The following is a 22,508-nucleotide window of genomic DNA, read 5'->3' on the forward strand; positions in this document are numbered from 1 at the left end:
CCCCGCGTGCAGTGGTCACGGCGACCGTTGTGGGAGGGGCTTCAGTCCCGACGCGTTGCCGCCAAAAGCGTCGGGACTGAAGTCCCTCCCACGAGAGAGTTGCGCCGTGTGGAGGGCAAGCGAGTTGCGCGGTAATGGCACGTCTTTGGGGGAGCCAAGCGCCGACGCAGCAGCATCTTGCCGGTGCGGGGTAGGAGCGGCTTCAGCCGCGACCTTTTTGCGCCAACGCGTCGCGGCTGAAGCCGCTCCTACGACATGCGAGCACGGCCCTCAACCTCTCAGGGGCCAGCAGTCCTGTGAATCCCCAATCCCCAATCCCCAATCCCCGCCCCTCAGTCATCCACCCGCTCGCCCATCAGCTCGCGCTGGCGCTTGTCCAGTTCCTCGGCATAGCGCTTGCGCACGAAGCTTTCGCTCAGCACGCCCAGCACCTTGCCGTGCTCGTCGACCACCGCCAGTTCGTCGCTCTGGGTCAGGTCGAACTGGCGCATGGCGGTGACCACGTCGGTGTCGGCGGGCAGGGCCACGTCGCGGTTGCCGGCGTAGTCGACGATGGCCGCGTCGGCGTTGACGCCGTCGGCGTAGGCGGCGGCCAGGGTGACCAGGCCGGCGTAATGGCCGCTCTCGTCCTCCAGCACCACGCGCGTGCCCGAGCCGAGCGGGAAGCGGCGGCGGAATTCGGCCACGCTGGTGGTGGCGGCCAGCGGATGCACGTCCTTCTGCATCATCCGCCCGGCGCTGAGGTGCTTGACCCAGCCGACGTCGCGCGCGCTCTTGATGGTCTCGCCGCGCAGGTGCAGGCGCCAGGTCGAGAACGAATAGCCGAAGATCTGCCGGACGATGGTGTTGGCCACCAGCACCGCCACCATCACCGCACTGGCCAGCACGAAGTCGTGGGTGCCTTCCAGCACCAGCATCGCCATCGTCATCGGCGCGCCGATCACCGCGGCGGCCATCGCCGCCATGCCGGCCAGCGACGCGGCGGTGCCGTCGACCAGGGCCATGCCGCTGCCGAGATTGAGCACGCCGGCGAACAGCCCGCCGACCAGCGAGCCCATGAACAGCGAGGCGAAGAACAGGCCGCCGCGAAAGCCGAAGCCCAGCGAGATGGCCGAGCCCAGGCACTTGAGCAGCAACAGGATGCCCAGCCAGCGCAGCGAGGTCGGGCTGGTCAGGTCCAGGTGCAGCGCGCCGTGTCCGGAGGACAGCACCTGCGGCGTGATCAGCGCCAGCGGGATCAGCAGCAGGCCGCCGGCGACCGGGCGTGCCCAGCGCGGCAGCTGGCTGCGGTTGATCGCCTGTTCGATCGCGCCGATCAGGCGCATCACCGCCACCGCCAGCAGCGCGCAGAGCACGCCCAGCAGCGCGTACAGCACGTAGTCGCGCGCCTCCAGCGCCGAGGCCGCCGAGGCCGGCAGCAGGTACGGCTGCACCCCGGCCAGCTGCGACACGAACACCGCGCCCAGCGAGGCCACCGCCACCGGTGCCAGCGCCGACGGCGAGTAGGCGCCGATCACGATCTCGAAGGCGTAGAACGCCCCGGCCAGCGGCGCGCCGAACGCGGCGGCGATGGCTGCGCCGGCGCCGGCGCCGACCAGGGTGCGGATGTCGGCGCGGCGCAGGCGCAGCACCCGGCCCAGGTGCGAGCCGCTGCCCGCGCCCATCTGCGTGTAGGCCGCTTCCAGGCCGACCGAGGCGCCGACGCCGTTGGAGAACAGGGTCTGCACGGAGACGATCAGGTTGTCGCGCATCGACATGCGCCCGCCGTACAGCGCGTTGGCTTCGACGGCGTCGACCAGTTGCCGCTTGCGCGCGCGTGCGGCCATGCCCAGCAGGCCGACCAGAAGCCCGCCCAGCGGCAGCACCAGCAACTGGTGCACGCTCAGTTCGGACATGGCGCTGAGCCGCTCGTCGGCCTCCAGGCCGTACAGCAGGGCCTGCGCCCCGTGCGCCAGGCTGCTCTGCAACAGGGTCAGCAGGCCGGCGATCACGCCGACCAGCAGGGCCAGGGCGATGAACCAGACATCGCTGGCGCGCAGGCGCCGGCGCAGCGCGTCGGCGAGGCTGTGCGAGGCGTCGGCCAGTCCTGGCCGCGGGCGCATGTTCACGGCGCGCGACCCTATTTGACGCGGCGGACCTTGGCGCGGGTGTTGTAGGTGCCGACCTGCATGTACCAGACGCCGACGATGCCGGGGGTGATCTTCACCTTGGGCGCGGTGAGGTGCACGCTGGACAGGCTCGCCGCCTCGGTCTGTTCCCACTCCTGGCCGTTGGCCAGCACGTACTTGCGGCCCTTGCCGAAGCCGGTGAAGTCGCCGACCAAAGTGCTCTCGATCGGCTCGGCGCTGCCGAAGTCGAAGAAGCCGCGGTTCTTGGTGATCACCTCGCGGCGGCCCTCTTCCTTGGCCTTTTCCAGCGCCACCGCGGTTTCCTTGGCGACCTTGCCCTGCAGCCAGTCGTTCAGCGCGGCCAGCTCCTGTGGCGAGAGCTTGTCCAACCCGGCCGCCTTGAACTCCTGCGGCGACATCTGCGTCTGCAGATCGCCGGAGACGGTGCGCTGGGCGAGCGCCGGGGCGGCGGACACGGCGAGCGCCGCGCACAGGACCAGGGGAGCGAGACGCGCAAGGGACATGGCGGGGATCCGGGCAGTGGGATGCGCCGTAGTGTAGTCGCAAGCGGTGACCGCGCACCGGACGCCGGGCGCGTCCGGGCCCGCGTCGGCGCCGGGTTCAGTCGTCGGCGGAGGCGGGCACGGCGGTGGCGCGTGGCGGCCGCCGGTACACGAAGTCCGGGGCCGGCGCGGCGGCTTCGCGCTGTGCCAGCGCCTGCAGCGCCGCGTGCGCCGGGGCGCGTTCGCACACCGGGTCCAGGGTCGCGGCATCGCCGCTCAGCGCCAGCGCCTGGCAGCGGCAGCCGCCCCAGTCGACCTCGCGTTTCGGGCAGCCTTGGCACACCTCGGGCATCCAGGCGCTGCCGCGGAAGCGCACGAAGGCCTCGCCGTCTTCCCAGATCGCCGCCAGCGGGCGCGTGCGCAGGTTCTCGAAGCGCATGTCCGGCAGGGTCTCGGCGGCATGGCAGGGCAGCACATCGCCGCGTGGGGAGATGTTGACGAAGCGCTGGCCCCAGCCGCCCATGCAGGCCTTGGGCCGGTGCGCGTAGTAGTCGGGGGTGACGAAGTCGATGTGCAGGCGGTCCTGCAGGCGTAGCCGGGCGGCGTCCACCGCGGCCACGGTGGCGTCGATCTGCGCGCGGCTGGGCATCAGCGCGGCGCGATTGCGCAGGCCCCAGCCGTAGTATTGGGTGTGCGCCACTTCCAGGCGTTCGGCACCGAGTTCCAGCGCCAGCTCGATCATCGCCGGCACGCGTTCGGCGTTGTGGCGGTGGATCACCGCATTGATCGTCAGCGGCAGGTCGAGTGCGCGCACCGCCGCGGCGAAGGCGCGCTTCTTGGCCAGGCTGTCGCGGTAGCCGGCGATGCGGTCGGCGCCGGCGGCGTCGGCGTCCTGGACGCTCAACTGCACGTGTTCCAACCCGGCCGCGGCCAGGTCCGCCAGCATCGGCGCGCCACCGGCCACGCCGGAGGTGATCAGGTTGCTGTACAGGCCCAGTGCGCGTGCATGCGCGACCAGCTCGGGCAGGTCCTTGCGCAGCATCGGCTCGCCGCCGGAGAAATGCGCCTGCAGTACGCCCATCGCCGCGGCCTGGTCCAGCGCCGAGCGCCAGCCGGCCGTATCCAGTTCCTCGCGCAGGACGGCCAGTGCGATGGGGTTGGAACAGTACGGGCAGGCCAGCGGGCAGCGGTGGGTCAGCTCCAGCAGGATCGACAGCGGCGGCGGCACCGGGGCGTTCATGCGCGCAGCAGCCGCTTGGCGTGCAACTGCTGCGCCAGTTCGCGCACGTCGTGTTCGACCTCGGTCGGGTCGGCTTCGAATTCGGCCGCCAGTTCCGCCGCGATCGCCGCCAGGCTGCGCGCGCCATCGCAGCGCGAGACGATGGCGTGGGCGATGGCGTCCAGTTCGATCACCCGCTCCGGCGCCAGCAGCACCCATTGGTCGCGGGCGCGGTCGTGCTGCAGGCGCACGCCGGCGGCGAGCCGCGGTTGGCTGCTCGCGTCCAGCGTGCTCATGCCGCGGCCTGCGCGGCGTCCGGCACGAACGCGTCCGGCCAGGCCACGCCCGGTTGCACGTAAGCGAAGTGCAGCGCATCCAGTTGCGACCACAGCACGCCGCACTTGAAACGCAGCGCGTCCTGCACCAGTTGCTGCTTCTCCACGGTGTCGGCGTGGCGTTTGACGTAGTCCAGGGCGAAGTCCGAATCGCGTGGCGCCTCGTGCAGGCGATGCTCGAAATACGCCAGCGCCTCGCGCGAGACGAAGTCGTAGTGCTGCAGCATGCCGGCGACGCGGTGGCCGATGATGCCGGGCGCGAACAATTCGGTTAGCGACGAGGCGATCGCTTCCAGCAGGCTCTTCTCGCGCACGAAGTGCAGGTAGGCCTGCACCGCGAAGCGGGTGCCGGGCAGCAGGCCGCGTCCGGACTGCACCAGGTCGCGGTCCAGTCCCAGCGCGTCGGTCAGGTGCAGCCAGCGGGCGATGCCGCCTTCGCCCTCGGCGCTGCCGTCGTGGTCGACGATGCGCTGGCGCCAGATCCGGCGCAGCGCCGGGTCGTCCATCCGCGCCAGGATCGCCGCGTCCTTGAGCGGGATGCAGCGTTGGTACTCGTAGCGGTTCAGCGCCCAGGCCTGGACCTGACTGCGGTTCAGGCGGCCGCTGTGCAGCAGGGCGTGGAAGGGGTGCTGGTCGTGGTACAGCCGCGCACCGATCCCGCGCAGTGCGGTTTCCAGTTGCTCGGGGCTCAGCAACGTAGTCACGGATTCGGTCTCGCGGGCGGGGCGGGGATTCGGGTCACAGCGCGATCTCCAGGCCGTCGTAGGCAACGTCCCAGCCGTGCGCGGCGACCGTGGCACGCTCGGCGGAGCCGGCGTCGAGGATGGGGTTGGTGGTGTTGATGTGGATGAAGACCTTGCGTGCCACGCCCAGGTCGGCGAAGGCACGCAGCGTGCCGGCCTCGCCTTCGATGCTCATGTGGCCCATGCGCTGGCCGGTCTTGGCGCTGATGCCCAACTGCACCAGCTCGTCGTCGCGCCACAGGGTGCCGTCGAAGAACACCAGTTCGGCGCCGTGCAGGCGCTCGCGCAACGCGTCGGTCAGCGCCGCGCAGCCGGGGATGTAGTGCAGGCGGTGCGTGCCGTCGTCGATGGTCAGGCCCAGCGTCTCCTCGGCCGAGCCGGCCAGGTCGCCGCTGTGGCGGGATTCCATGAACAGCGGCACCTTGCCCGGCACCGCGAACGGCGTGACCTGCAGGCCGAGCAGCGACAGTGGCGTGTCCAGGGCGAACGGATGGCGGTGCACATAGGCCGGGTGCAGCGCGTCGAACACCGGGTTTTGCGCCAGCAGGTCGAGCACGCGGCTACTCGCGTACAGGTCGAAGCGCTGGCTCTCGCGCATCGACAGCAGGCCGGCGATATGGTCGATCTCGCCGCTGGTCAGCAGGACCGCCTCGATCGGCGAATGGCGCTGGTCGCGCTGTGGCCATAGTGCGGGGGTGGCCAGCACTTGCTGGCGAAAATCTGGTGACGCGTTGATCAGCAGCCAGCGCTGGCGGTCGATGCTGACCGCGATGCTGGCCTGGGTACGGCGTTGGGCACCCGGGTGTTGCTGCCACGCGCGTTGGCTCGCGGGCGTGTGGCAGTTCCACTGCGGATGCCCTCCGCCTGCCGCCGATCCCAAAACGATGAGGTGCATCCGGTCTCCGTTGATGGCGCCTGGCCGGTCGCGCTTCGGTCGCGGGAAGGGAGGAGTGCGCGGGTCAGAGCTCGCCGGAGGCGTAGCAGTTGATTTCCGCGCCGACGCAGATTTCGCGGATCACAGGCTTGTTCCACTTTTTCATGTGCGTTCCTCTTCGAGTCGGTCCAGGGACGACGGCAGCGGCGCATGCGGACAGCAGCGGGTCGCCGTCGCGTTCGAGCATAGGCGCGGGGATTTGGGCGGTTGTGAAATTCCGGTAAAACCGCCGCAAGTCGCAACCGGATCACAGTGACGCGGCGGTGCGTATCCGCCAAGCGCCTCCCGGCGCGTGGCCGGCGCAATTGTGAGAACGCGCACAAGCGCGTTAGTGTAGGCGGCACCGTTTCGTCGACTGCGTCCGTCCTTGAACCACACCGTCCACTCCGGCCTGGAGGCGTTGCTGCAGCGCCCGTCGGCCGCGACCCTGGCGCCCGCCCTGCGCGCGGCGCTGCTGCAGGCCTGGCAGGCACAGGCCGAGCCGCTGCCGCGGCTGCCGTGGCCGGTGCTGGCCGACACCCTGGACGCGCTGGCGCTGCTGTCGGCCGACGAGGCGGCGCTGCTGGCGGCGTTGCTGTTCGACCTGCCGGCCTTGCGCGCACAGTTGCCGCAGTTGCCGGTGGCGCCACCGGCACGGGCGCAGGCGGTGGCCGGTCTGCTGGAGGCGCAGGACGCCGCCGACCCGGTGTGGGCGCTGCATGCCGGGCGTGAGGCCGGGCGCAACAGCGAAGGCCTGCGCCGGCTGCTGCTGTCGATCGTGCAGGATCTGCGGGTGGTGCCGATCCTGCTGGCGCGGCAACTGGCGCAGATGCGCGTGGCCGACAAGGCGCCGGAGGCGCAGCGCCGCGCGCTGGCGCAGTTGACCCGCGACATTCACGCGCCGCTGGCCAACCGCCTGGGCATCTGGCAGCTGAAATGGGAGCTGGAGGACCTGGCGTTCCGGCACCTGGAGCCGGACACCTACCGGCGCATCGCCCGCGAGGTCGACGAGAGCCGGGTGGCGCGCGAGCGCTACATCGAGGCGGTCAAGAAGATCCTGTCCAAGGCGCTGGCCGAGCAGGGCCTGCGCGCGGAGATCAGCGGGCGGCCCAAGCACATCTACAGCATCTGGCGGAAGATGCAGAAGAAGCGCCTGGCCTTCGACCAGCTGTACGACCTGCGCGCGGTGCGGGTGATGGTCGACGACGTCGCCGCCTGCTATGCCGCGCTGGGCGTGGTGCATGCGCTGTGGGCGCCGGTGCCCAGCGAGTTCGACGACTACATCGCCCGGCCCAAGGCCAACGACTACCGCTCGCTGCACACCGCGGTGGTCGGCCCGGAAGGGCGCACGATCGAGGTGCAGATCCGCACCCACGACATGCATGCGCAGGCCGAGCTGGGCGTGGCCGCGCACTGGAAATACAAGGAAGGCGGCAAGGGCGCGGAGAAGGCCTTCGACCGCAAGATCACCTGGATGCGGCAACTGCTGGAACAGTCGCAGGACGGCGAGCAGGGCGGGCTGGCCGGGGCGCTGGACGCCGAGCTGGTCGAGGACCGGGTGTATGCGCTGACCCCGATGGGCGAGGTGATCGACCTGCCGCAGGGCGCCACGCCGCTGGATTTCGCCTACCACGTGCACACCATGGTCGGGCACCGCTGCCGCGGCGCCAAGGTCAACAACCGCATCGTGCCGCTGACCCACAAGCTGCGCAGCGGCGACCGCGTGGAGATCCTCACCGGCAAGGAGGCCGAGCCGCGCCGCGACTGGCTGCTGCCGGCCAACGGTTACCTGGCCAGCGGGCGCTCGCGCGACAAGGTGCGCGCCTGGTTCCACAAGCTGGACCGCGCGCGCAACGTGCAGGCCGGCAAGGAACTGCTGGAGCGCGAACTCAAGCGCCTGGGGTTGCAGCAGGCCGACCTGTTGCCGGCGGCGAAGAAGTTCCATGCCGACGGCGTGGAGGAGCTGTACATCCAGGTCGCGCTGGGTGACGTCGGCCCCAGCCAGGTCGGGCGCGCGCTGCACGAGGCCGAGCGCGCCGCGGCGCAGCCGGCGGCGCCGGCCATGCCGCGGCCGACCGCCCGCCGCACCGGCCTGGGCAAGTCCAAGTTCACCGTGCAGGGCGTGGGCAATCTGCTGGTGCAACTGGCGCGCTGCTGCCAGCCGGTGGCCGGCGAGCCGATCGCCGGCTATCTCACCCGCACCCGCGGCGTCACCGTGCACCGCAGCGACTGCGCCGCGTTCGCGCGGCTGGCTGCCAGCCATCCGCAGCGGGTGCTGCCGGTGGAGTGGGGCCAGGCCGGCGGCGGCTACGAGGTCGACGTGCTGGTGCGCGCGGTGGACCGGCGCTGGCTGCTCAAGGACATCACCAACCTGATCGCCCAGGAAGAGGCGCACGTGCTGGAGATCAACAGCGAGAACGTGCGCGACAGCGGCCTGGCGCAACTGCGGCTGCGGCTGAAGGTCGGCGACTACGGGCAGCTGTCCACCTTGCTCGGCAAGCTCGACGCGCTGCCGGGCGTGCACGAGGCGCGGCGGCTGGGCTGAGGGGCGGCGGCGCGGGGTCCTGAGGCGCGCCGGCGGCGGGGTCGCCCGCCGTGGCGATGGCCGGTGCCATGCACAGCTGTTCGTCATCGGGCCGACGCTAAGCTTGCGCGGTGAGCATGCCGCCGGATCAGGTCAGGGACGAACCCACGCGCAGGCAGCGGCCGGTGCCGCTGTGGCGTGATCGGCGTGTCTGGCGCTGGGCGCTGGCGGTGCTGCTGGTGCTGGGGATGGCCGTGGTGGTGTTCCGCCGCCCGCTGGCCGATCTGATCTGGCCGGAGACGCGCATCCAGCAGTTGCTCGACCAGGGCCATGCGGCGTTGCGCGCGGGTCGGCTCAGCGCCGCCGACGGCAGCGGCGCGCGCGAGCGCTTCGAAGCCGCGCTGGCGCTGGACAGCGACCGCATGCAGGCGCGCGTCGGCTTGGCCGCGACCGGGCGTGCGGCACTGGGGCAGGCGCGTGCGGCGCTGGCCGCCGGGCGCTATCCGCAGGCGCGCGAGGCGCTGGCGCTGGCGCGCGCGCTGCAGGTGCCGCGCGCCGATGCCGACCGCATCGAGGCGGCACTGCGCGCGCGCGAGGCCGCGCACGCCGGCATCGATCAATTGCTGCAGCGGGCGGCGCAGGCGCGCCGCGACGGGCATCTGGACGATGGCCCAGACGCGGCCCTGCCGCTGTACCAGCGGGTGCTGGAGTACGCGCCGGAACGCACCGCGGCGCTGGAAGGGCGCGAGGATGCATTGTCGGAACTGCTGCAGCACGCACGCGGCGATCTGGCGCGCGGCGACCTGGCCGCCGCCGCGGCGCTGGTGGAGCGCGCGCGTGGCTACGACCCCGGCCATGTCGACCTGCCCGAGACCCAGGCGGAACTGAACCGGGCGCTGGAGCGCCTGCAGTACGACGCCGAGCAGGCCCTGCGCCGGCAGCGCCTGGACGCGGCGGCGCGCGCCTTCGCGCAGTGGCGCGCGGCGGTACCGGATGCGGCGGGCGCCAGCGACGGCCTGGAGCGGGTGGCCGCGGCCTATGCGCTGCAGGCGAGCCGTGCCGCCGCCGATTTCCGTTTCGGCGAGGCCGAGCGCGCCTTGCGCAAGGGCCAGGCCCTGGCGCCGGACAGCCGCGCGCTGGCCGATGCGAAGCAGGCGTTGCAGCGCGCCCGGCAAAGCCAGGCCACGCCGCCTTCGCGGGTGTCGCCGGCCGAGCGCGAGCGGCGCCTGCAGCGTCTGCTGGCCGATCTGCAGGCCGCCGAGGCGCGCGGCGACTGGCTGACCCCGCCCGGCGCCAGCGCCTACGACACCTTGCTGGCGGCGCAGACCCTGGCGCCGCGCGATGCGCGGGTGCGCGCGGCTGAGCAGCGCGTGCTGGCGGCGCTGCGACGCTGTTTCGACGATGCCATGCGCGGCAATCGGGTGCTGGCGGCCAGCGCCTGCTACGACGCCTGGCGTGCATTGGCGCCGGGCGGCAACGGGCTGGCCACCGCCCGGCGGCGCCTGGCGCAGCGCTGGCTGGCGGTCGGCGACGAGCGCCTGAGCGGCGGCGATGCCGCCTTCGCACGGCAGGCGCTGCAGCGCGCCCGCGCGATCGACCCGGCCACCCCGGAACTGGCCGCCTTCGAGCGCCGTTTGCGCAGCCTCAGCCCTGGGCGTTAGTGCCTGCAGTACGGGTTAGGCTTTTCTGCTGGCTGAGGCTGCAATGCGTCGGGGCTGAAGCCCCTCCCACAGGTGCACTCGGACAGCTCATGTGTCGTGAACTTTTTACGGCGCGGGCGTTATCTGCTCAGCACGGCCCCAGGCAGTGGCGATGCTCGCAGCACCGTTGTGGGAGGGACTTCAGTCCCGACGCGATAGAAAACGGCGCGCTACCGCCGCTCAGGCCAGGAACGCCTCGCGCACCGTGGCGCGGGCGGCGTCCAGGGAGAAGTGGGTTTCGATGTTGCGCAGGCCGTTGTCGGCCAGCCGCTGCCACAGCGCCGGATCGGCGTACAGCTGCGCGATGGCGTCGGCGAACGCGGCGGGGTCGTCGGCGATCAGCACGTCCTCGCCGTCGCGCAGGTGCATGCCTTCCACCGCGCAGGCGGTGGCCACCACCGGTTGGCCATGGGCCATGCTGAGGTTGACCTTGCCCTTGACCCCCGCGCCGAACCGCAGCGGCGCCACGGCGATGCGCATGCCGTCCATGTAGGCGGCGATCTCGGGGACGTGGCCGAGCAGTTCGACGCCGGCGGTGGCCTCGCCGAGGCGGCGGATGTCCTCCGGCATGTCCGCGCCGATGCAGTGGAAGCGCACCTCCGGCAGGCGCAGGCGCACCGCCGGGAACACCTCCTGCAGGAACCAGCGCACCGCGTCCACGTTGGGCGCATGGCGGAAGCCGCCGACGAACACCAGGTCGCGGCGCTGCGCCCACGGCAGGCCGGGGCCGGCGACCTCGTGCAGGTTCGAGATCAGCGCCGTGCGCACCTGCGGCGCCTCGCGCTGCAACTGTTCGCGTTCGACCGCGCTGACCAGCACGGTCACGTCCACCTGTGCCATCACCTCCAGTTCGCGCGCGCGTGTGCGCTCGGCCTCGCGCAGCAGGCGCGCGTCGCCGGCGAGTTCGGCACCGCGGCGCTCGCGCAGGTAGTGCAGGTCCACGGTGTCGAACAGGCGCCGTGCCTGCGGCGCGAACCGGCGCAGCAGCGGCAGGCAGGCATGGGCGACGTGGTGGCGCACCAGCAGCACGCTGTGGAAGCGCGCGCCGTGCTGCTGCAGGAACCAGGTCAGGTTCTTCAGATACGGCGCGTACCACACCTCCACGCCGAGCCGTTGCAGGGTCTCGCTATGGCGGCTGGCATAGCTGCGCTCGCTGGGCACGAACACCACGTGCGCGCCCTCCTCGAGCAGCAGGCGGATCAGGTTGAGCTGGCGCAGCGAGGCGGAATCGCGGTCCGGCTGCGGCAGCGCTTCGTCCAGGATCAGCACCTGACGCTGTCGGCGATGCAGCAGCGCCGGCACCGGCACCTCGCCTGGAGCGAGGTGTTGCGGCAATACCTCGGCCCACTTGGCGGCGAAGACCGCACGGTTGCGCACCTGGTAGGCCTTGATGCCGCTGCCGGTATCGGTGCCGTTGCTGGTGCCCTCGTCGTGCACCACGCGGCTGGCCGGTTGCACCAGCGTGCGCAAGCCGGCGGCGCGTACCGCGAAGGCCAGGTCGGTGTCCTCGTAGTAGGCCGGCATGTAGCGCGTGTCGAAGCCGCCCAGCGCCAGGAAGCGCGCGCGCTCGATCGCCAGCGCCGCGCCGCTGCCGTAGTCGACGTCGCGCAGGTAGGCATAGCGCGGGTCGTCGGGCGACTCGAAGCGGCCGTAGCTCCAGGCGCTGCCGTCGGCGAAGACCACGCCGCCGGCATCCTGCAGGCGGCCGTCGGGATACAGCAGTTGCGCGCTGACCAGGCCGGCCTGCGGCAGTTGCGCGAAGGTGTCCAGCAACGCGTCCAGCCAGCCCGGCTGCGGCACCGTGTCGTTGTTGAGGAACACCAGGTAGCGGCCCTGCGCGCGCGCAGCGCCGTCGTTGCAGGTGGCGATGAAGCCGCCGTTGCGTTCGCGCACATGGTAGTGCAGGCCGACCACCTGCGGCAGCCACTGTGCCGTGTCGTCGCTGCTGCCGTCGTCGATCACCAGGATCTCGCAGGGCGCGGCCGGCGGATGTGCGGCCAGCGCGCGCAGGCAGGCGAGGGTATGCGCGACGTGGTTGTAGACCGGGATCACGATGCTGACCAGCGGCGCGGGACTGTTCGGCACCGCGAACGGCGCGAACGGCGCCGCTTCCACCGCGAACAGCGCGCGCTGCGGCGGCGGCAGCGGTTGCGCATGCACGCGCAGGCGCTCCCAGGTGCTGCGCCAGCCGCGCGTGCGCAGACTGGTCAGGCCGCGCCGGACCAGGCCGGCCAGGCGGTTCAGGGCGTAGCGCGCATTCGCCCACGACATCGACATCCGGGACCACTCCAACTTAAACGAAGAGGCCGTCGCGCCGCGCTGCCCGCTGGGCTGCGCTAGACTCGGCGGAATTTACATTCTCGCATTCCCGTGCCCCGACGCTACGACGATCACGACACCGACGATCAGGACGACGCCCTGGACAGCCCCGCCGCCGTATGGCGCAGGCGCCTGCTCACCTGGGGCCTGGCCGCCGCCGCACTCGGCCTGGGCTTCCTGATTCCGTACACGGTCTATCTGAACAAACAGGTCACCCAACGTTTCGGCGAACTGCGCTGGCAGATCCCCACCCGCGTGTACGCGCGTCCGCTGGTGCTGGCGCCGGACACGGCGATGGACCCGCAGACGCTGAAGACCGAACTGGATGCGGCCAGCTATCGCGCCGACGCCGGCGCCGAGCGTCCCGGCAGCTACCAGCAGGACGGCAGCCGCTTCACCATCGCTAGCCGCGGCTACGTCGACGTCGACGGGCGGGTCGCGCCGCGGCGCATCGAGGTCGGCCTGGCCGGCGGGCGCGTGGTGGCACTGCGCGATGCGCAGACGCGCAAGGCGCTCAAGGCCGCGCGGCTGGATCCGGCGCGCATCGCCACGCTGTACGGGCAGAAGCAGGAAGAGCGGCGCTTGGTGCGCGTGGACGAGGTGCCGGAGCTGCTGGTCACCGGCTTGCAGGCGGTCGAGGACCGCGACTTCAATTCGCACCACGGCATCGACCTCAGCGGCATGGTCCGCGCGGCCTGGGTGATGGTGCGCTCCGGCGGCAAGAGCCGGCAGGGCGCCAGCACCCTGACCCAGCAGCTGGCGCGCAGCGGCCTGCTCGGCATCGGCAAGGAACAGACCGTCACCCGCAAGTTCAACGAGATCCTGTACGCGCTGATCATGGAAGCGCGCTACGACAAGCGCACCATCCTCGAGGCGTATCTGAACCAGGTGTACCTGGGCCAGCGCGGCAGCCAGGCGGTGCATGGCGTGGCCTCTGGTGCGGAGTTCTGGTTCGGCCGCGAACTCGATGCGCTGGCGCCGGAGCAGGTGGCGCTGCTGATCGGCCTGGTCAAGGGGCCGTCCTACTACGACCCGCGGCGCTATCCCGAGCGCGCGCTGGACCGGCGCAACTTCGTGCTGGGCAAGCTGCGCGAAAGCGAGCTGATCGACGAGCCCACCTACCGCAAGGCGCTGGCCGCGCCGCTGGGCGTGCCGGCCGAACCCGGCCTGGTCGCGGCCAACCGCTTCCCGGCCTATGTCGACCTGGTGCGGCGCCAACTGGCGCGCGATTATCCCGAAAGCGCGCTGCAGGGCGCCGGCCTGAGCGTGCTCACCGGCATGTCGCCGTCGGCGCAGGCGTACGCCGAGGGCGCGGTGACCCGCACCATCACCTCGCTGGAGACCAACAAGAAGCGCCCGCCGCTGCAGGCCGGGCTGGTGCTCACCGACACCCACAACGGCGAGGTGCTGGCGGTGGTCGGCAGCCGCGACGTGGCCCAGCCCGGCTTCAACCGCGCGATCGAGGCGCAGCGCCAGGTCGGTTCGCTGCTCAAGCCGTTCGTGTACCTGCTGGCGCTGGCGCAGCCGGACCGTTTTTCGCTGGCCAGTTGGGTCGACGATACCCCGGTCACCGTGCAACTGGGCCGCGGTCGCACCTGGAGCCCGGGCAATTCCGATGGGCGCAGTCACGGCACGGTGCGCGTGGTCGATGCGCTGGCGCATTCCTACAACCAGGCCACGGTGCGCGTCGGCATGCAGGTCGGGCCGGAGCGGGTGGCGCAACTGGTGAAGGTGCTGGCCGGCATCGAGGCCGAGGTCAATCCCTCGCTGATCCTCGGCGCCACCGACCAGAGCCCGTACGCGATGGCGCAGCTGTACCAGTTCCTGGCCTCCGGTGGCGAGATCCAGCCGCTGCATGCGGTGCGCGGCGTGCTCGATCCGCAGGGCAAGCTGCTCAAGCGCTACGACAAGACCCCCGCGCCGGCGCAGGAGGGCGATTCCATCGCCGCCAACCTGGTCGGCATGGCGCTGCAGCAGGTGGTCAGCAACGGCACCGCGCGGCAGTTGCTCAGCGATGGCCTGGGCAAGCTGTCGCCGGCCGGCAAGACCGGCACCAGCAACGACGGGGTGGACAGTTGGTACGCCGGCTACACAGGCGATCACCTGGCGGTGATCTGGATCGGCAACGACCAGAACAAGCAGACCGGCCTGTACGGCGCCACCGGCGCGATGCGGGTGTGGTCGGGCATCTTCTCGCGGCTGCCGAGCGCGCCGCTGCAGGTGCAGGGCAAGGGCATCGACTGGCAGTGGATGGACCCGGTGGGGTACAACAGCACCGACCCGAGCTGCCCCGGCGCGCGCCAGTTCCCGTTCGTGGTCGGCTTCGTGCCGGCGTATTCCGCATGCACGCCGCCGCAGGCGCTGCCGGAAGAGGCCGCGCCCGCCGAGGGCGAACACCAGGGCGGCGGCTGGCGCAGCTGGTTCGGCCTGGACAAGAAGAAAGACCCGCCTGCCGACGCGGCCGCGCCGCCGCCGGCGCACTGATCCCCGGATTCCGGATACCGCTCATGACCCCACGTCTTCCCGCCATCGCCGCCCTCAGCCTGCTGCTCGCCTCCTGCGTCAGCGCACCGCCGCCGCCGTCCCCGGCCGCGCCGGTGGACACCACCACGCCGGCGCAGCGCCTCGCCGCGATCGACGCCAGCGGCGGTGCCGACGACACCGAACTGAGCGTGCAGCCGCTGCGCGATCCGGAAGTGGAGGACCTGCGCGAGAGCGCCAAGCGCAAGCGCAGCGCCGGCGATCTCGCCGGTGCCGCCGCGGCGTTGGATCAGGCGCTGAAGCTGGTACCGGACGACCCGGCACTGCTGCAGGACCGCGCCGAAGTGGCGCTGCTGCAGAAGGACGATGCGCAGGCCGAAGCCTTCGCCAAGCGCGCCATCGACCTCGGCTCGCAGACCGGCCCGCTGTGCCGCCGCCATTGGGCGACCATCGAACAGGCGCGCCTGGCCCGCGGGCAAAAGGAAAACGCCGCCTCGGCGCACGCGCAGATCGCCGGGTGCACGGTGCCGGGGATCAAGAGGTACTGAGGGCGGGGATTGGGGAGTCGGGATTGGGGATTGGCAAGAGCGCATTCCGCGCGTTGCAGGCTGAAGTCGCTGGTTGGCGTGTCCTGCGCCTGCTTGGCCGAGCGCACTGACCCGCGACGTGCACGCCTTGTGCTTTTACCAATCCCCAATCCCGACTCCCGAATCCCGGCACCACCCCAATGTCTTTAGCCCACGCAAGCACGGAAGCCCTCAGCGAAGGCGGGGCGCTTGCGCGTCAGCTCGATGCGTTCGTGCCGCGGCCGGCGCAGTTGCGGTTGACCGCGGCGATCGCCGAGGCGTTCGAGCAGCGCGACGTGTTGCTGGCCGAGGCCGGCACCGGCACCGGCAAGACCTATGCGTACCTGGTGCCGGCGCTGTTGTCGGGGCTGAAGACCATCGTCTCCACCGGCACCCGCGCGCTGCAGGATCAGCTCTACCACCGCGATCTGCCGCGGGTGCGGGCGGCGCTGGGCGTGGGCCTGAGCAGTGCGCTGCTGAAGGGACGCGCCAACTACCTGTGCAAGTACCGCCTGCAGCAGGCCCGCGGCGAGCCGCGGTTCACCGCGCGCGAGCAGGTGGCGCAGTTCCAGCGCATCGTCGCCTGGAGCGGGCGCACCCGCTTCGGCGACATCGCCGAACTGGACGCGCTGGCCGACGACTCGCCGCTGCTGCCGCTGGTCACCTCCACCGTGGACAACTGCCTGGGCACCGAATGCCCGTTCTGGGGCGAGTGCTTCGTGGTGCAGGCCCGGCAGCGCGCGCAGGCGGCCGACCTGGTGGTGGTCAATCACCATCTGCTGCTGGCCGACCTGGCGCTGAAGCAGGAAGGCTTCGGCGAGATCCTGCCCGGCGCGCAGGCCTTCGTGATCGACGAGGCGCACCAGTTGCCGGAGCTGGCGGCGAACTTCTTCGGCGAAGGTTTCGGCATGCGCCCGCTGCAGGAACTGGCGCGCGACTGCCTGGCCGAGAGCCGCAATGTCGCCGGCGCACTGGCCAGCCTGCAGGCGCCGGCGCAGGCGCTGGAACAGACCCTGCGCGAACTGCGTGCGGCGATGGAAGGGCTGCCGGCGCGCGGCACGCAGTGGCGGCTGCTGGCCAAGCCGCAGGTGCGCGATGGTTTCGATGCACTGCTGGCCGATCTGGCGCGGCTGCAGGAGCCGCTTGCGGTGCTGCGCGAGGCCTCGCCCGGCTTCGACGCCTGCGCGGCGCGCGCGCGTGAGCTGCGCACGCGGCTGGGCCGCTGGCTCGGCGAGGATGCGCCGATCCCGGATTTCGAAGCCGAACCGGAAGCGGAGGCGCCGTCGAACGATGTGCTGTGGTACGAGCTGACGCCGCGTGGCTTCCGCTGCCAGCGCACGCCGCTGGACGTGTCAGGGCCGCTTCGCGCCCACCGCGAGGCCTCGCACGCGGCCTGGGTGTTCACTTCGGCGACGCTGGCGGTGAAGGGCGAGTTCGAGCACATCGCCACCCGCCTGGGCCTGCGCGATCCGATGACCTTGCTGCAGCCCAGCCCGTTTGACTGGGCGCGGCAGGCACTGTGCTACCTGCCGGCGCTGCCCGATCCGGCGGCGCGCGGCTTCGGCACGGCGCTGATCGCGGCGCTGCAGCCGGTGCTGGAGGCCTCGCAGGGCCGCGCCTTCCTGCTGTTCGCCTCGCACCGCGCGCTGCGCGAGGCGGCCGAGGCGCTGCGCGACGGGCCCTGGCCGCTGTTCGTGCAGGGCGAGGCGCCGCGCGCGACCTTGCTCGAGCGCTTCCGCGCCTCCGGCAACGGCGTGCTGCTCGGCTCGGCCAGTTTCCGCGAGGGCGTGGACGTGGTCGGCGATGCGCTGAGCGTGGTGGTGATCGACAAGCTGCCGTTCGCCGCGCCCGACGATCCGGTGTTCGAGGCGCGCCTGGAGGCGATCCGCCGCGACGGCGGCAATCCGTTCCGCGACGAGCAGTTGCCGCAGGCGGTGATCGCGCTCAAGCAGGGCGTGGGCCGCCTGATCCGCAGCGAGCGCGACCGCGGGGTACTGGTGCTGTGCGACCCACGCCTGCTGTCCAAGTCCTACGGCCGCACCTTCCTGGAGTCGCTGCCGCCGTTCGCCCGCACCCGTGACGTGGAGGACGTCCGCCAGTTCTTCGCCGCCGAAACCCCGCCGCCGGGCGATAATCCCGAGGCCGCGACGCCACCGGCCACGTCAAACTAGCCGACGCGCCGCCTTTGCTTTTCCGATTCCCCAATCCCCATTCCCGATTCCCAGCCCCCAATGAATCTCCTCGCCTTCGAAACCTCCACCGAAGCCTGCTCCGTCGCCGTCATGGTCGGCGACCGCGTGCTGGAGCGCTTCGACCTGGCGCCGAGGCGGCACGCCGAACTGGCGCTGCCCTGGGCCGAGCAACTGCTGGCCGAGGCCGGCATCGGCCGCCGCCAGCTCGATGCGGTGGCCTTCGGCCGTGGCCCCGGCGCGTTCACCGGCGTGCGCCTGGCGATCGCTGTGGCACAGGGCATCGCCCTGGCCCTGGACCTGCCGGTGCTGCCGGTGTCCACCCTGCAGGTGCTGGCGTTGCGCGCGACGGCCGATGCGCCGCGGGTGCTGGCGGCGATCGACGCGCGCATGGGCGAGGTCTACACCGCGGCCTACGCGCGGCAGGCCGACGGCGGCCTGCAGGCGCTGACCGCCGAGCAGGTGCTGAGCCCGGAGGCCTTCGTGCTGCCCGAGCCTGAAGCGGCCTGGGCCGCGGTCGGCACCGGGCTGGCCGCGGTCGATGGCACCCTGCAGCGGCGCTTCGGTGCGCACTGGCGCAGCGCCGACCCGCAGGCGCTGCCGCATGCCGCCGACGTGCTGACCCTGGCCGCGGCCGCGTACGCGCGCGGCGAAGGCATCGCGCCGGAGCGCGCCGAACCGGCCTACCTGCGCGACAACGTCGCCCTGACCCTGGCCGAGCAACAGGCGCAGCGGGCCGCACGATGAGCGGCGGCGTGACGCCCGGCGACCGCTTCCGCGGTTGCCTGCTCGGCTTGGCAGTGGGCGATGCGGTTGGGACGACGCTGGAATTCAAGGCACCCGGCAGCTTTGTGCCGATCGACGACATGGTCGGCGGCGGCCCGTTCGAGCTGCAGCCGGGGCAGTGGACCGACGACACCTCGATGGCGCTGTGCCTGGCGCACAGCTTGCTGTACCGGCAGGGCTTCGACGCCGCCGACCAGATGAACCGCTACTGCAACTGGTACCGGCACGGCTATCTGAGCAGCACCGGCACGTGCTTCGACATCGGCAACACCGTGCGCGCCGCGCTGGAGCGGTATCTGCAGGGCGGGCCGGCGTTCAGTGGCAGCGACGATCCGCGCGCGGCCGGCAACGGCGCGCTGATGCGACTGGCGCCGGTGGCGATGTTCTACGCGCAGCGCCCCGACGAACTGGCCGCGCGTGCCGCCGACAGTTCGCGCACCACCCATGCCGCCGCCGAGGTGCTCGACGCCAGCCGGCTGTTCGCGTTCCAACTGCGCGCCGCCTTGCTCGGCGAGGACCGTGCGCAGGTGCTGCAGCCGACCGGTGCGCCGCCGATGCAGACTCCGGCCCTGCGTGCGCTGGTCGACCGCGACCATGCGGCGGTGCCGGCGGCGCAGATCCGCGGCACCGGCTACGTGGTCGATGCGCTGTCGGCGGCGCTGTGGTGCTTCGCGACCACCGACAATCTCGCCGATGCGGTGCTGCGTGCGGCCAATCTCGGCGACGACGCGGATACCACCGCAGCAATCTGCGGCCAGCTGGCTGGCGCGTTCTACGGCCTGCATGGCATTCCCGCGGCATGGCGCACGCGGGTGCAGGATGCCGCGGAGATCGTGGCGCTGGCCGAGCGGCTGTACGCCGCCAGTGTCGCCGGTTGAAGGCTGCCGCGGACGCCGGCCTTGCGTGGCCGGCGTCCTTGGCGTTGCTGTGAAGCGGATCAGTAGTCGTAGCTGACGCTCAACCGCAGCGAACGCGGGGCCTGGCGCAGCAATGCCGCGCCGTACACCGGGTCCGCGTTACCCGGGTCGGATTCCGAGTACGGATACTTCCACAGCGTGGCCTGGCCGTTGAAGACGTTGAACACGTCCAGGCTGAAGGCCAGTTTGCGGTCGGCGTAGGCCGGCCGCCACGACACGCCGAGATCCAGTTGCTGCAGCCACGGCAGACGACCCTGGCTGCCCGGAGGCGCCGGCTGACCTTCGTAGTAGTGATAGGCAATGCCATAGCCGGAGGGGTCAGTGTGGTCGGGGCCATAGGAGCCGAGCGCACTGAACGGCGAACCGGAGATCAGCTTGAAGTTGGCCGACACCAGCCATGCGGGGTTGATCTGGTAGTAGCCGTAGAACTTGAACTGATGGGTGTGGTCGTTGCTCTGCGGGCCGTTGGTGTGCTCCATCAACTGCGCGAAGTCCCAGGCCTGGGTGGTGGACACCGCGGTCTGGCCGATGCCCGACAGCAACTGGCCCTCGGTGGTGCCGTAGCTGCGCGACCAGGTGTAGTCGAGACGGCCGTACCAGCGCTGGTCGAACGGATGCTCCAGCGACAGGTTGAGCCCGTAGTAATTGCGCTTGAACGCCGGGAAGCCGAACTGCGCATTGGTCAGCGGCACCTTGACGTAGTTGCCCGAGGTGTCGACCAGGGTGAAGGTGTTGGCCCGGCCCGGGTTGATCAGCCAGCAGCTGACCGGATTGCTGGCCAGGGTCACCGTGTGCCCTTGCGCCGCGGCGGCGGCGAACACGGTATCGCTGTCGCAGTAGTCGTCCACGCCGCTGCGCAGGACGCGGTAGGTGCCCTTGGCGCCGTAGACCCAGCTGTCGCCCCAGGCCTTGGTGAAGCCGAGGATGAACTCGTCCTGGAACGAGGGCTTGATGCCCTGCGTGGCGACGGTTTTGGGATCGGGCAGGATGCCGTAGTTGTTGTTGGACGAGACCGCGCCGGAGATCTGGGTCAGGCCGGTCGGGTAGCCATTGGCGTCGATGCCGCCGTAGGTGTAGTAGGTCGAGGTGGCCAGGGTGGCGCCGGCGGCGTTGAACGCCGGATTCAGCGGCAGCGCCAGGTAGTAGCGGCCGACGTTGCCGTAGACCTTGAAGCGCGCGTCGCCGTCGACGTCCCAGCTGAAGCCCAGCCGTGGCGCCCATTGCCCGCTGGTCTGCTTGATGTACGGCGCGCCGTCGCGGTTGTAGTTGGTGAACTGGTCCAGGCGCAGGCCGAGGTTGAGCAACAGCCGGTCGTTGACCTGCCAGTTATCCTCCACATATTGCGCGCGCTGCGCCGAGCGCACCGAGGCCAGCGCGCTGTAGATGTACTTGCGCACGTAGTAACCGTCCTGGCCGTTGGGATAGCCGCCGGTGGCCGGCACGCCGAGCCCGGTATTGATCGGCACGTTGGGGTTGGCCTGGCCGTAGATCCAGTAGTAGCCGTCGCCGGAGGCCACCGAACCGCGGTTGAGCGCGCGCGCGTTCTGGTTGTCGATGCCGACGGTGATGCTGTGCGCGCCGATGGCGTAGTTCAGATCCAGGCGCAGGTTGTCGGTGCGGTTGCCGCGCGCCGGGTCGACCAGCAGCGAGGTTGTCTGCGCATTGGTGATAGGGGTGCCGCCGGTGTAGGCCGGGTTCTCGAACGAAGTGCCGCTGAGGTAGGTCAGCGCGCCGTTGTAGCTGGGATTGCCGGTGTAGTCGTCGGTGCGCTGCTGGCCGTACTGGGCGCTGAAGGTCAGGCGGTCGGTGAGATAGCCGGTGTACTTGGCGGTCCACAGGTCGCCGCCGGTCTTGGTGGTGTTGGCGTCGCCGCGCAGGCTGCCGATGTCGTAACCGCTGTAGTCGTAGTACTTGCCGCGGGTGATGTAGCGGCTCGAGGCGCCGGTGATCTCCAGCAGTTGGTTGTCGCTGATGTTCCAGTCGAGCTTGGCGTACCAGCTCGGCCGGCGGTACTGGTAGTCGTAGTAATAGGTTCCCGGGGTGGTCTCGCGCGCGCCGTAGAACCTGTCGCCGTCCTGGCGCTGCAATTCGTAGGCGCCGAAGAAGAACAGCTTGTCTTGGATCAGCGGGCCGCCCGCGTAGATGCTCTGGGTGCTGAGCGTGGAACCGCTCTTGCTGTCCGGCCGGTACAGGCTGCCGTCGCCAGGCGAGTAGACGTCCTTCTGCGAGGAGCGCAGCCCGTCCGGCTCCCAGGTCGCCTGGCCGCCGAAATGCCATTCGTTGCTGCCGCGCTTGCCGACCGCGTTGATCACGCCGCCGTCGGAACGCCCGTACTTGGCGCTGTAGCCGCCGGTGTAGACCTCCAACTGGTCGATGCTGCCGTAGGGCAGGGTCAGTCCGCCCAATCCGCGCAGTGGGTCGGTGGTATTGAAGCCGTTGATGTAATAGGCGTTCTCCGCGGCCGAAGAGCCGCCGAAGCTGAGCAGCTGCGCGCCGGTCGGGCCGATGTAGGTACCGCTGCCGCTGTTGCCGGCCACGCCGGGCGCCAGTTGCGCGATCGCCTCGGCCGAGCGGCCCAGTGGCAGCCGTTGCAGCTGTTCGGCATTGATCACGGTGCGCGAGTCCACGCTGCTCACGTCGATCGCGGCGGCGGCGCGGTCGGCGCTGACCTGGACACCGGCCAGGCTGGTGGTGGCGGGGCTGAAGGAGACTTCGGTGACGCCGCCGACGGTGAGGCCGACGCCGTCGCGGCTGCCCAGCACGCTGCCGTCGGCGCCCTTGGCGATGATGGTGTAGGTACCCAGCGGCAACTGGCCGACGCTGTAGCGGCCGCGCGCGTCGACAGTGACCTCGCGGCTGAGGCCGCTGTCGCTGCGGACCAGGATGCGCTGGGCATCGGCCGGCGCCTGGCCGGCGACGGCACCGGTGGTGGACTGGGCCTGGGCCGGCGGCAGGGCGAGTGCGGCACTCAGTGCCAGGGCGAGCAGGGCGGGCCTGCGAAGAGAACGATGGTTGTGCATGTAGGGGTGGCTCGGGTGGTGGTGGGGCGGGGGGCACGCCGCGCCGACTCGAATCCGCCCGTCCTGGATGATGCGGTGTGCGCGGTAACGTTCCCCCGCTCCATTAACCTTAATGGGCCGCCATCACAGAAATGCCGCGTCGTTATGTCGGCGGCACCAATGGTTATGTCGTTCGCTGTCGGGCT

The 22,508-nt window shown here is 71.1% G+C and carries 16 protein-coding genes; 7 read left to right on the plus strand and 9 right to left on the minus strand.

Features of this window, described 5'->3' with window-relative positions:
* Positions 1-332: 332 nt before the first annotated feature.
* From AC1PK7_RS06260 to pqqA, 7 genes are all read right to left on the minus strand, one after another.
* Positions 333-2,102 carry a chloride channel protein gene (locus AC1PK7_RS06260; protein ID WP_481100848.1) on the minus strand — a complete coding sequence of 590 codons (1,770 nt, stop codon included), beginning with the start codon at positions 2,100-2,102 and terminating at the stop codon, positions 333-335.
* A 17-nt stretch (positions 2,103-2,119) separates the two neighbouring features.
* Positions 2,120-2,632 (minus strand): hypothetical protein, encoded by a 513-nt coding sequence (locus tag AC1PK7_RS06265; protein WP_209229701.1) that lies wholly within the window; start codon positions 2,630-2,632, stop codon positions 2,120-2,122.
* A gap of 97 nt (positions 2,633-2,729) precedes the next feature.
* Positions 2,730-3,851: a pyrroloquinoline quinone biosynthesis protein PqqE gene (gene pqqE / locus AC1PK7_RS06270; RefSeq protein WP_481100208.1), complete on the minus strand. Its 1,122-nt coding sequence runs from the start codon at positions 3,849-3,851 to the stop codon at positions 2,730-2,732.
* Positions 3,848-4,126 (minus strand): pyrroloquinoline quinone biosynthesis peptide chaperone PqqD, encoded by a 279-nt coding sequence (pqqD, locus tag AC1PK7_RS06275; RefSeq protein ID WP_481100209.1) that lies wholly within the window; start codon positions 4,124-4,126, stop codon positions 3,848-3,850. Before pqqD ends, pqqE begins: the two co-directional genes overlap by 4 nt.
* Positions 4,123-4,869: a pyrroloquinoline-quinone synthase PqqC gene (pqqC, locus tag AC1PK7_RS06280; RefSeq protein WP_481100210.1), complete on the minus strand. Its 747-nt coding sequence runs from the start codon at positions 4,867-4,869 to the stop codon at positions 4,123-4,125. Before pqqC ends, pqqD begins: the two co-directional genes overlap by 4 nt.
* Positions 4,870-4,903: 34 nt before the next feature.
* Positions 4,904-5,803 carry a pyrroloquinoline quinone biosynthesis protein PqqB gene (gene pqqB / locus AC1PK7_RS06285; RefSeq protein WP_481100211.1) on the minus strand — a complete coding sequence of 300 codons (900 nt, stop codon included), beginning with the start codon at positions 5,801-5,803 and terminating at the stop codon, positions 4,904-4,906.
* Between the two features lie 64 nt (positions 5,804-5,867).
* Entirely contained in the window at positions 5,868-6,029 is a 162-nt protein-coding gene (gene pqqA / locus AC1PK7_RS06290; protein WP_199774638.1) for a pyrroloquinoline quinone precursor peptide PqqA, read from the minus strand.
* 180 nt (positions 6,030-6,209) lie between these two features.
* Here pqqA and AC1PK7_RS06295 point away from each other — a divergent pair, with 180 nt between their 5' ends.
* Entirely contained in the window at positions 6,210-8,366 is a 2,157-nt protein-coding gene (locus AC1PK7_RS06295) for a RelA/SpoT family protein (protein WP_481100212.1), read from the plus strand.
* Between the two features lie 227 nt (positions 8,367-8,593).
* Complete coding sequence (locus tag AC1PK7_RS06300) at positions 8,594-10,006, plus strand: hypothetical protein (protein WP_481100849.1); 1,413 nt, start codon at positions 8,594-8,596, stop codon at positions 10,004-10,006.
* Between the two features lie 219 nt (positions 10,007-10,225).
* Here the strand turns inward: AC1PK7_RS06300 and AC1PK7_RS06305 are convergent, their stop codons facing one another.
* Positions 10,226-12,322: a glycosyltransferase gene (locus AC1PK7_RS06305; RefSeq protein ID WP_481100213.1), complete on the minus strand. Its 2,097-nt coding sequence runs from the start codon at positions 12,320-12,322 to the stop codon at positions 10,226-10,228.
* A gap of 93 nt (positions 12,323-12,415) precedes the next feature.
* Here AC1PK7_RS06305 and mrcB point away from each other — a divergent pair, with 93 nt between their 5' ends.
* The 5 genes from mrcB (at position 12,416) to AC1PK7_RS06330 (ending at position 19,264) form a co-directional block, all read left to right on the plus strand.
* A complete protein-coding gene (gene mrcB, locus AC1PK7_RS06310) occupies positions 12,416-14,848 on the plus strand; it encodes a penicillin-binding protein 1B (RefSeq protein ID WP_481100214.1) in 2,433 nt (810 codons plus the stop codon).
* A 23-nt stretch (positions 14,849-14,871) separates the two neighbouring features.
* Positions 14,872-15,393, plus strand: a complete 522-nt coding sequence (locus AC1PK7_RS06315) for a tetratricopeptide repeat protein (RefSeq protein WP_481100215.1) — start codon at positions 14,872-14,874, stop codon at positions 15,391-15,393.
* 179 nt (positions 15,394-15,572) lie between these two features.
* A complete protein-coding gene (gene yoaA, locus AC1PK7_RS06320) occupies positions 15,573-17,582 on the plus strand; it encodes a DNA repair helicase YoaA (RefSeq protein ID WP_481100216.1) in 2,010 nt (669 codons plus the stop codon).
* 60 nt (positions 17,583-17,642) lie between these two features.
* On the plus strand, positions 17,643-18,347 hold the full coding sequence (gene tsaB, locus AC1PK7_RS06325; RefSeq protein WP_481100217.1) for a tRNA (adenosine(37)-N6)-threonylcarbamoyltransferase complex dimerization subunit type 1 TsaB: 705 nt from the start codon (positions 17,643-17,645) through the stop codon (positions 18,345-18,347).
* Positions 18,344-19,264, plus strand: a complete 921-nt coding sequence (locus AC1PK7_RS06330; RefSeq protein ID WP_481100218.1) for an ADP-ribosylglycohydrolase family protein — start codon at positions 18,344-18,346, stop codon at positions 19,262-19,264. The genes tsaB and AC1PK7_RS06330 overlap by 4 nt, the downstream gene beginning before the upstream one ends.
* Before the next feature lie 59 nt (positions 19,265-19,323).
* Here AC1PK7_RS06330 and AC1PK7_RS06335 read toward each other — a convergent pair whose 3' ends face one another.
* A complete protein-coding gene (locus AC1PK7_RS06335; protein ID WP_481100219.1) occupies positions 19,324-22,323 on the minus strand; it encodes a TonB-dependent receptor in 3,000 nt (999 codons plus the stop codon).
* Between the last annotated feature and the right edge of the window lie 185 nt (positions 22,324-22,508).

Source organism: Xanthomonas sp. NCPPB 3174, assembly GCF_056725205.1.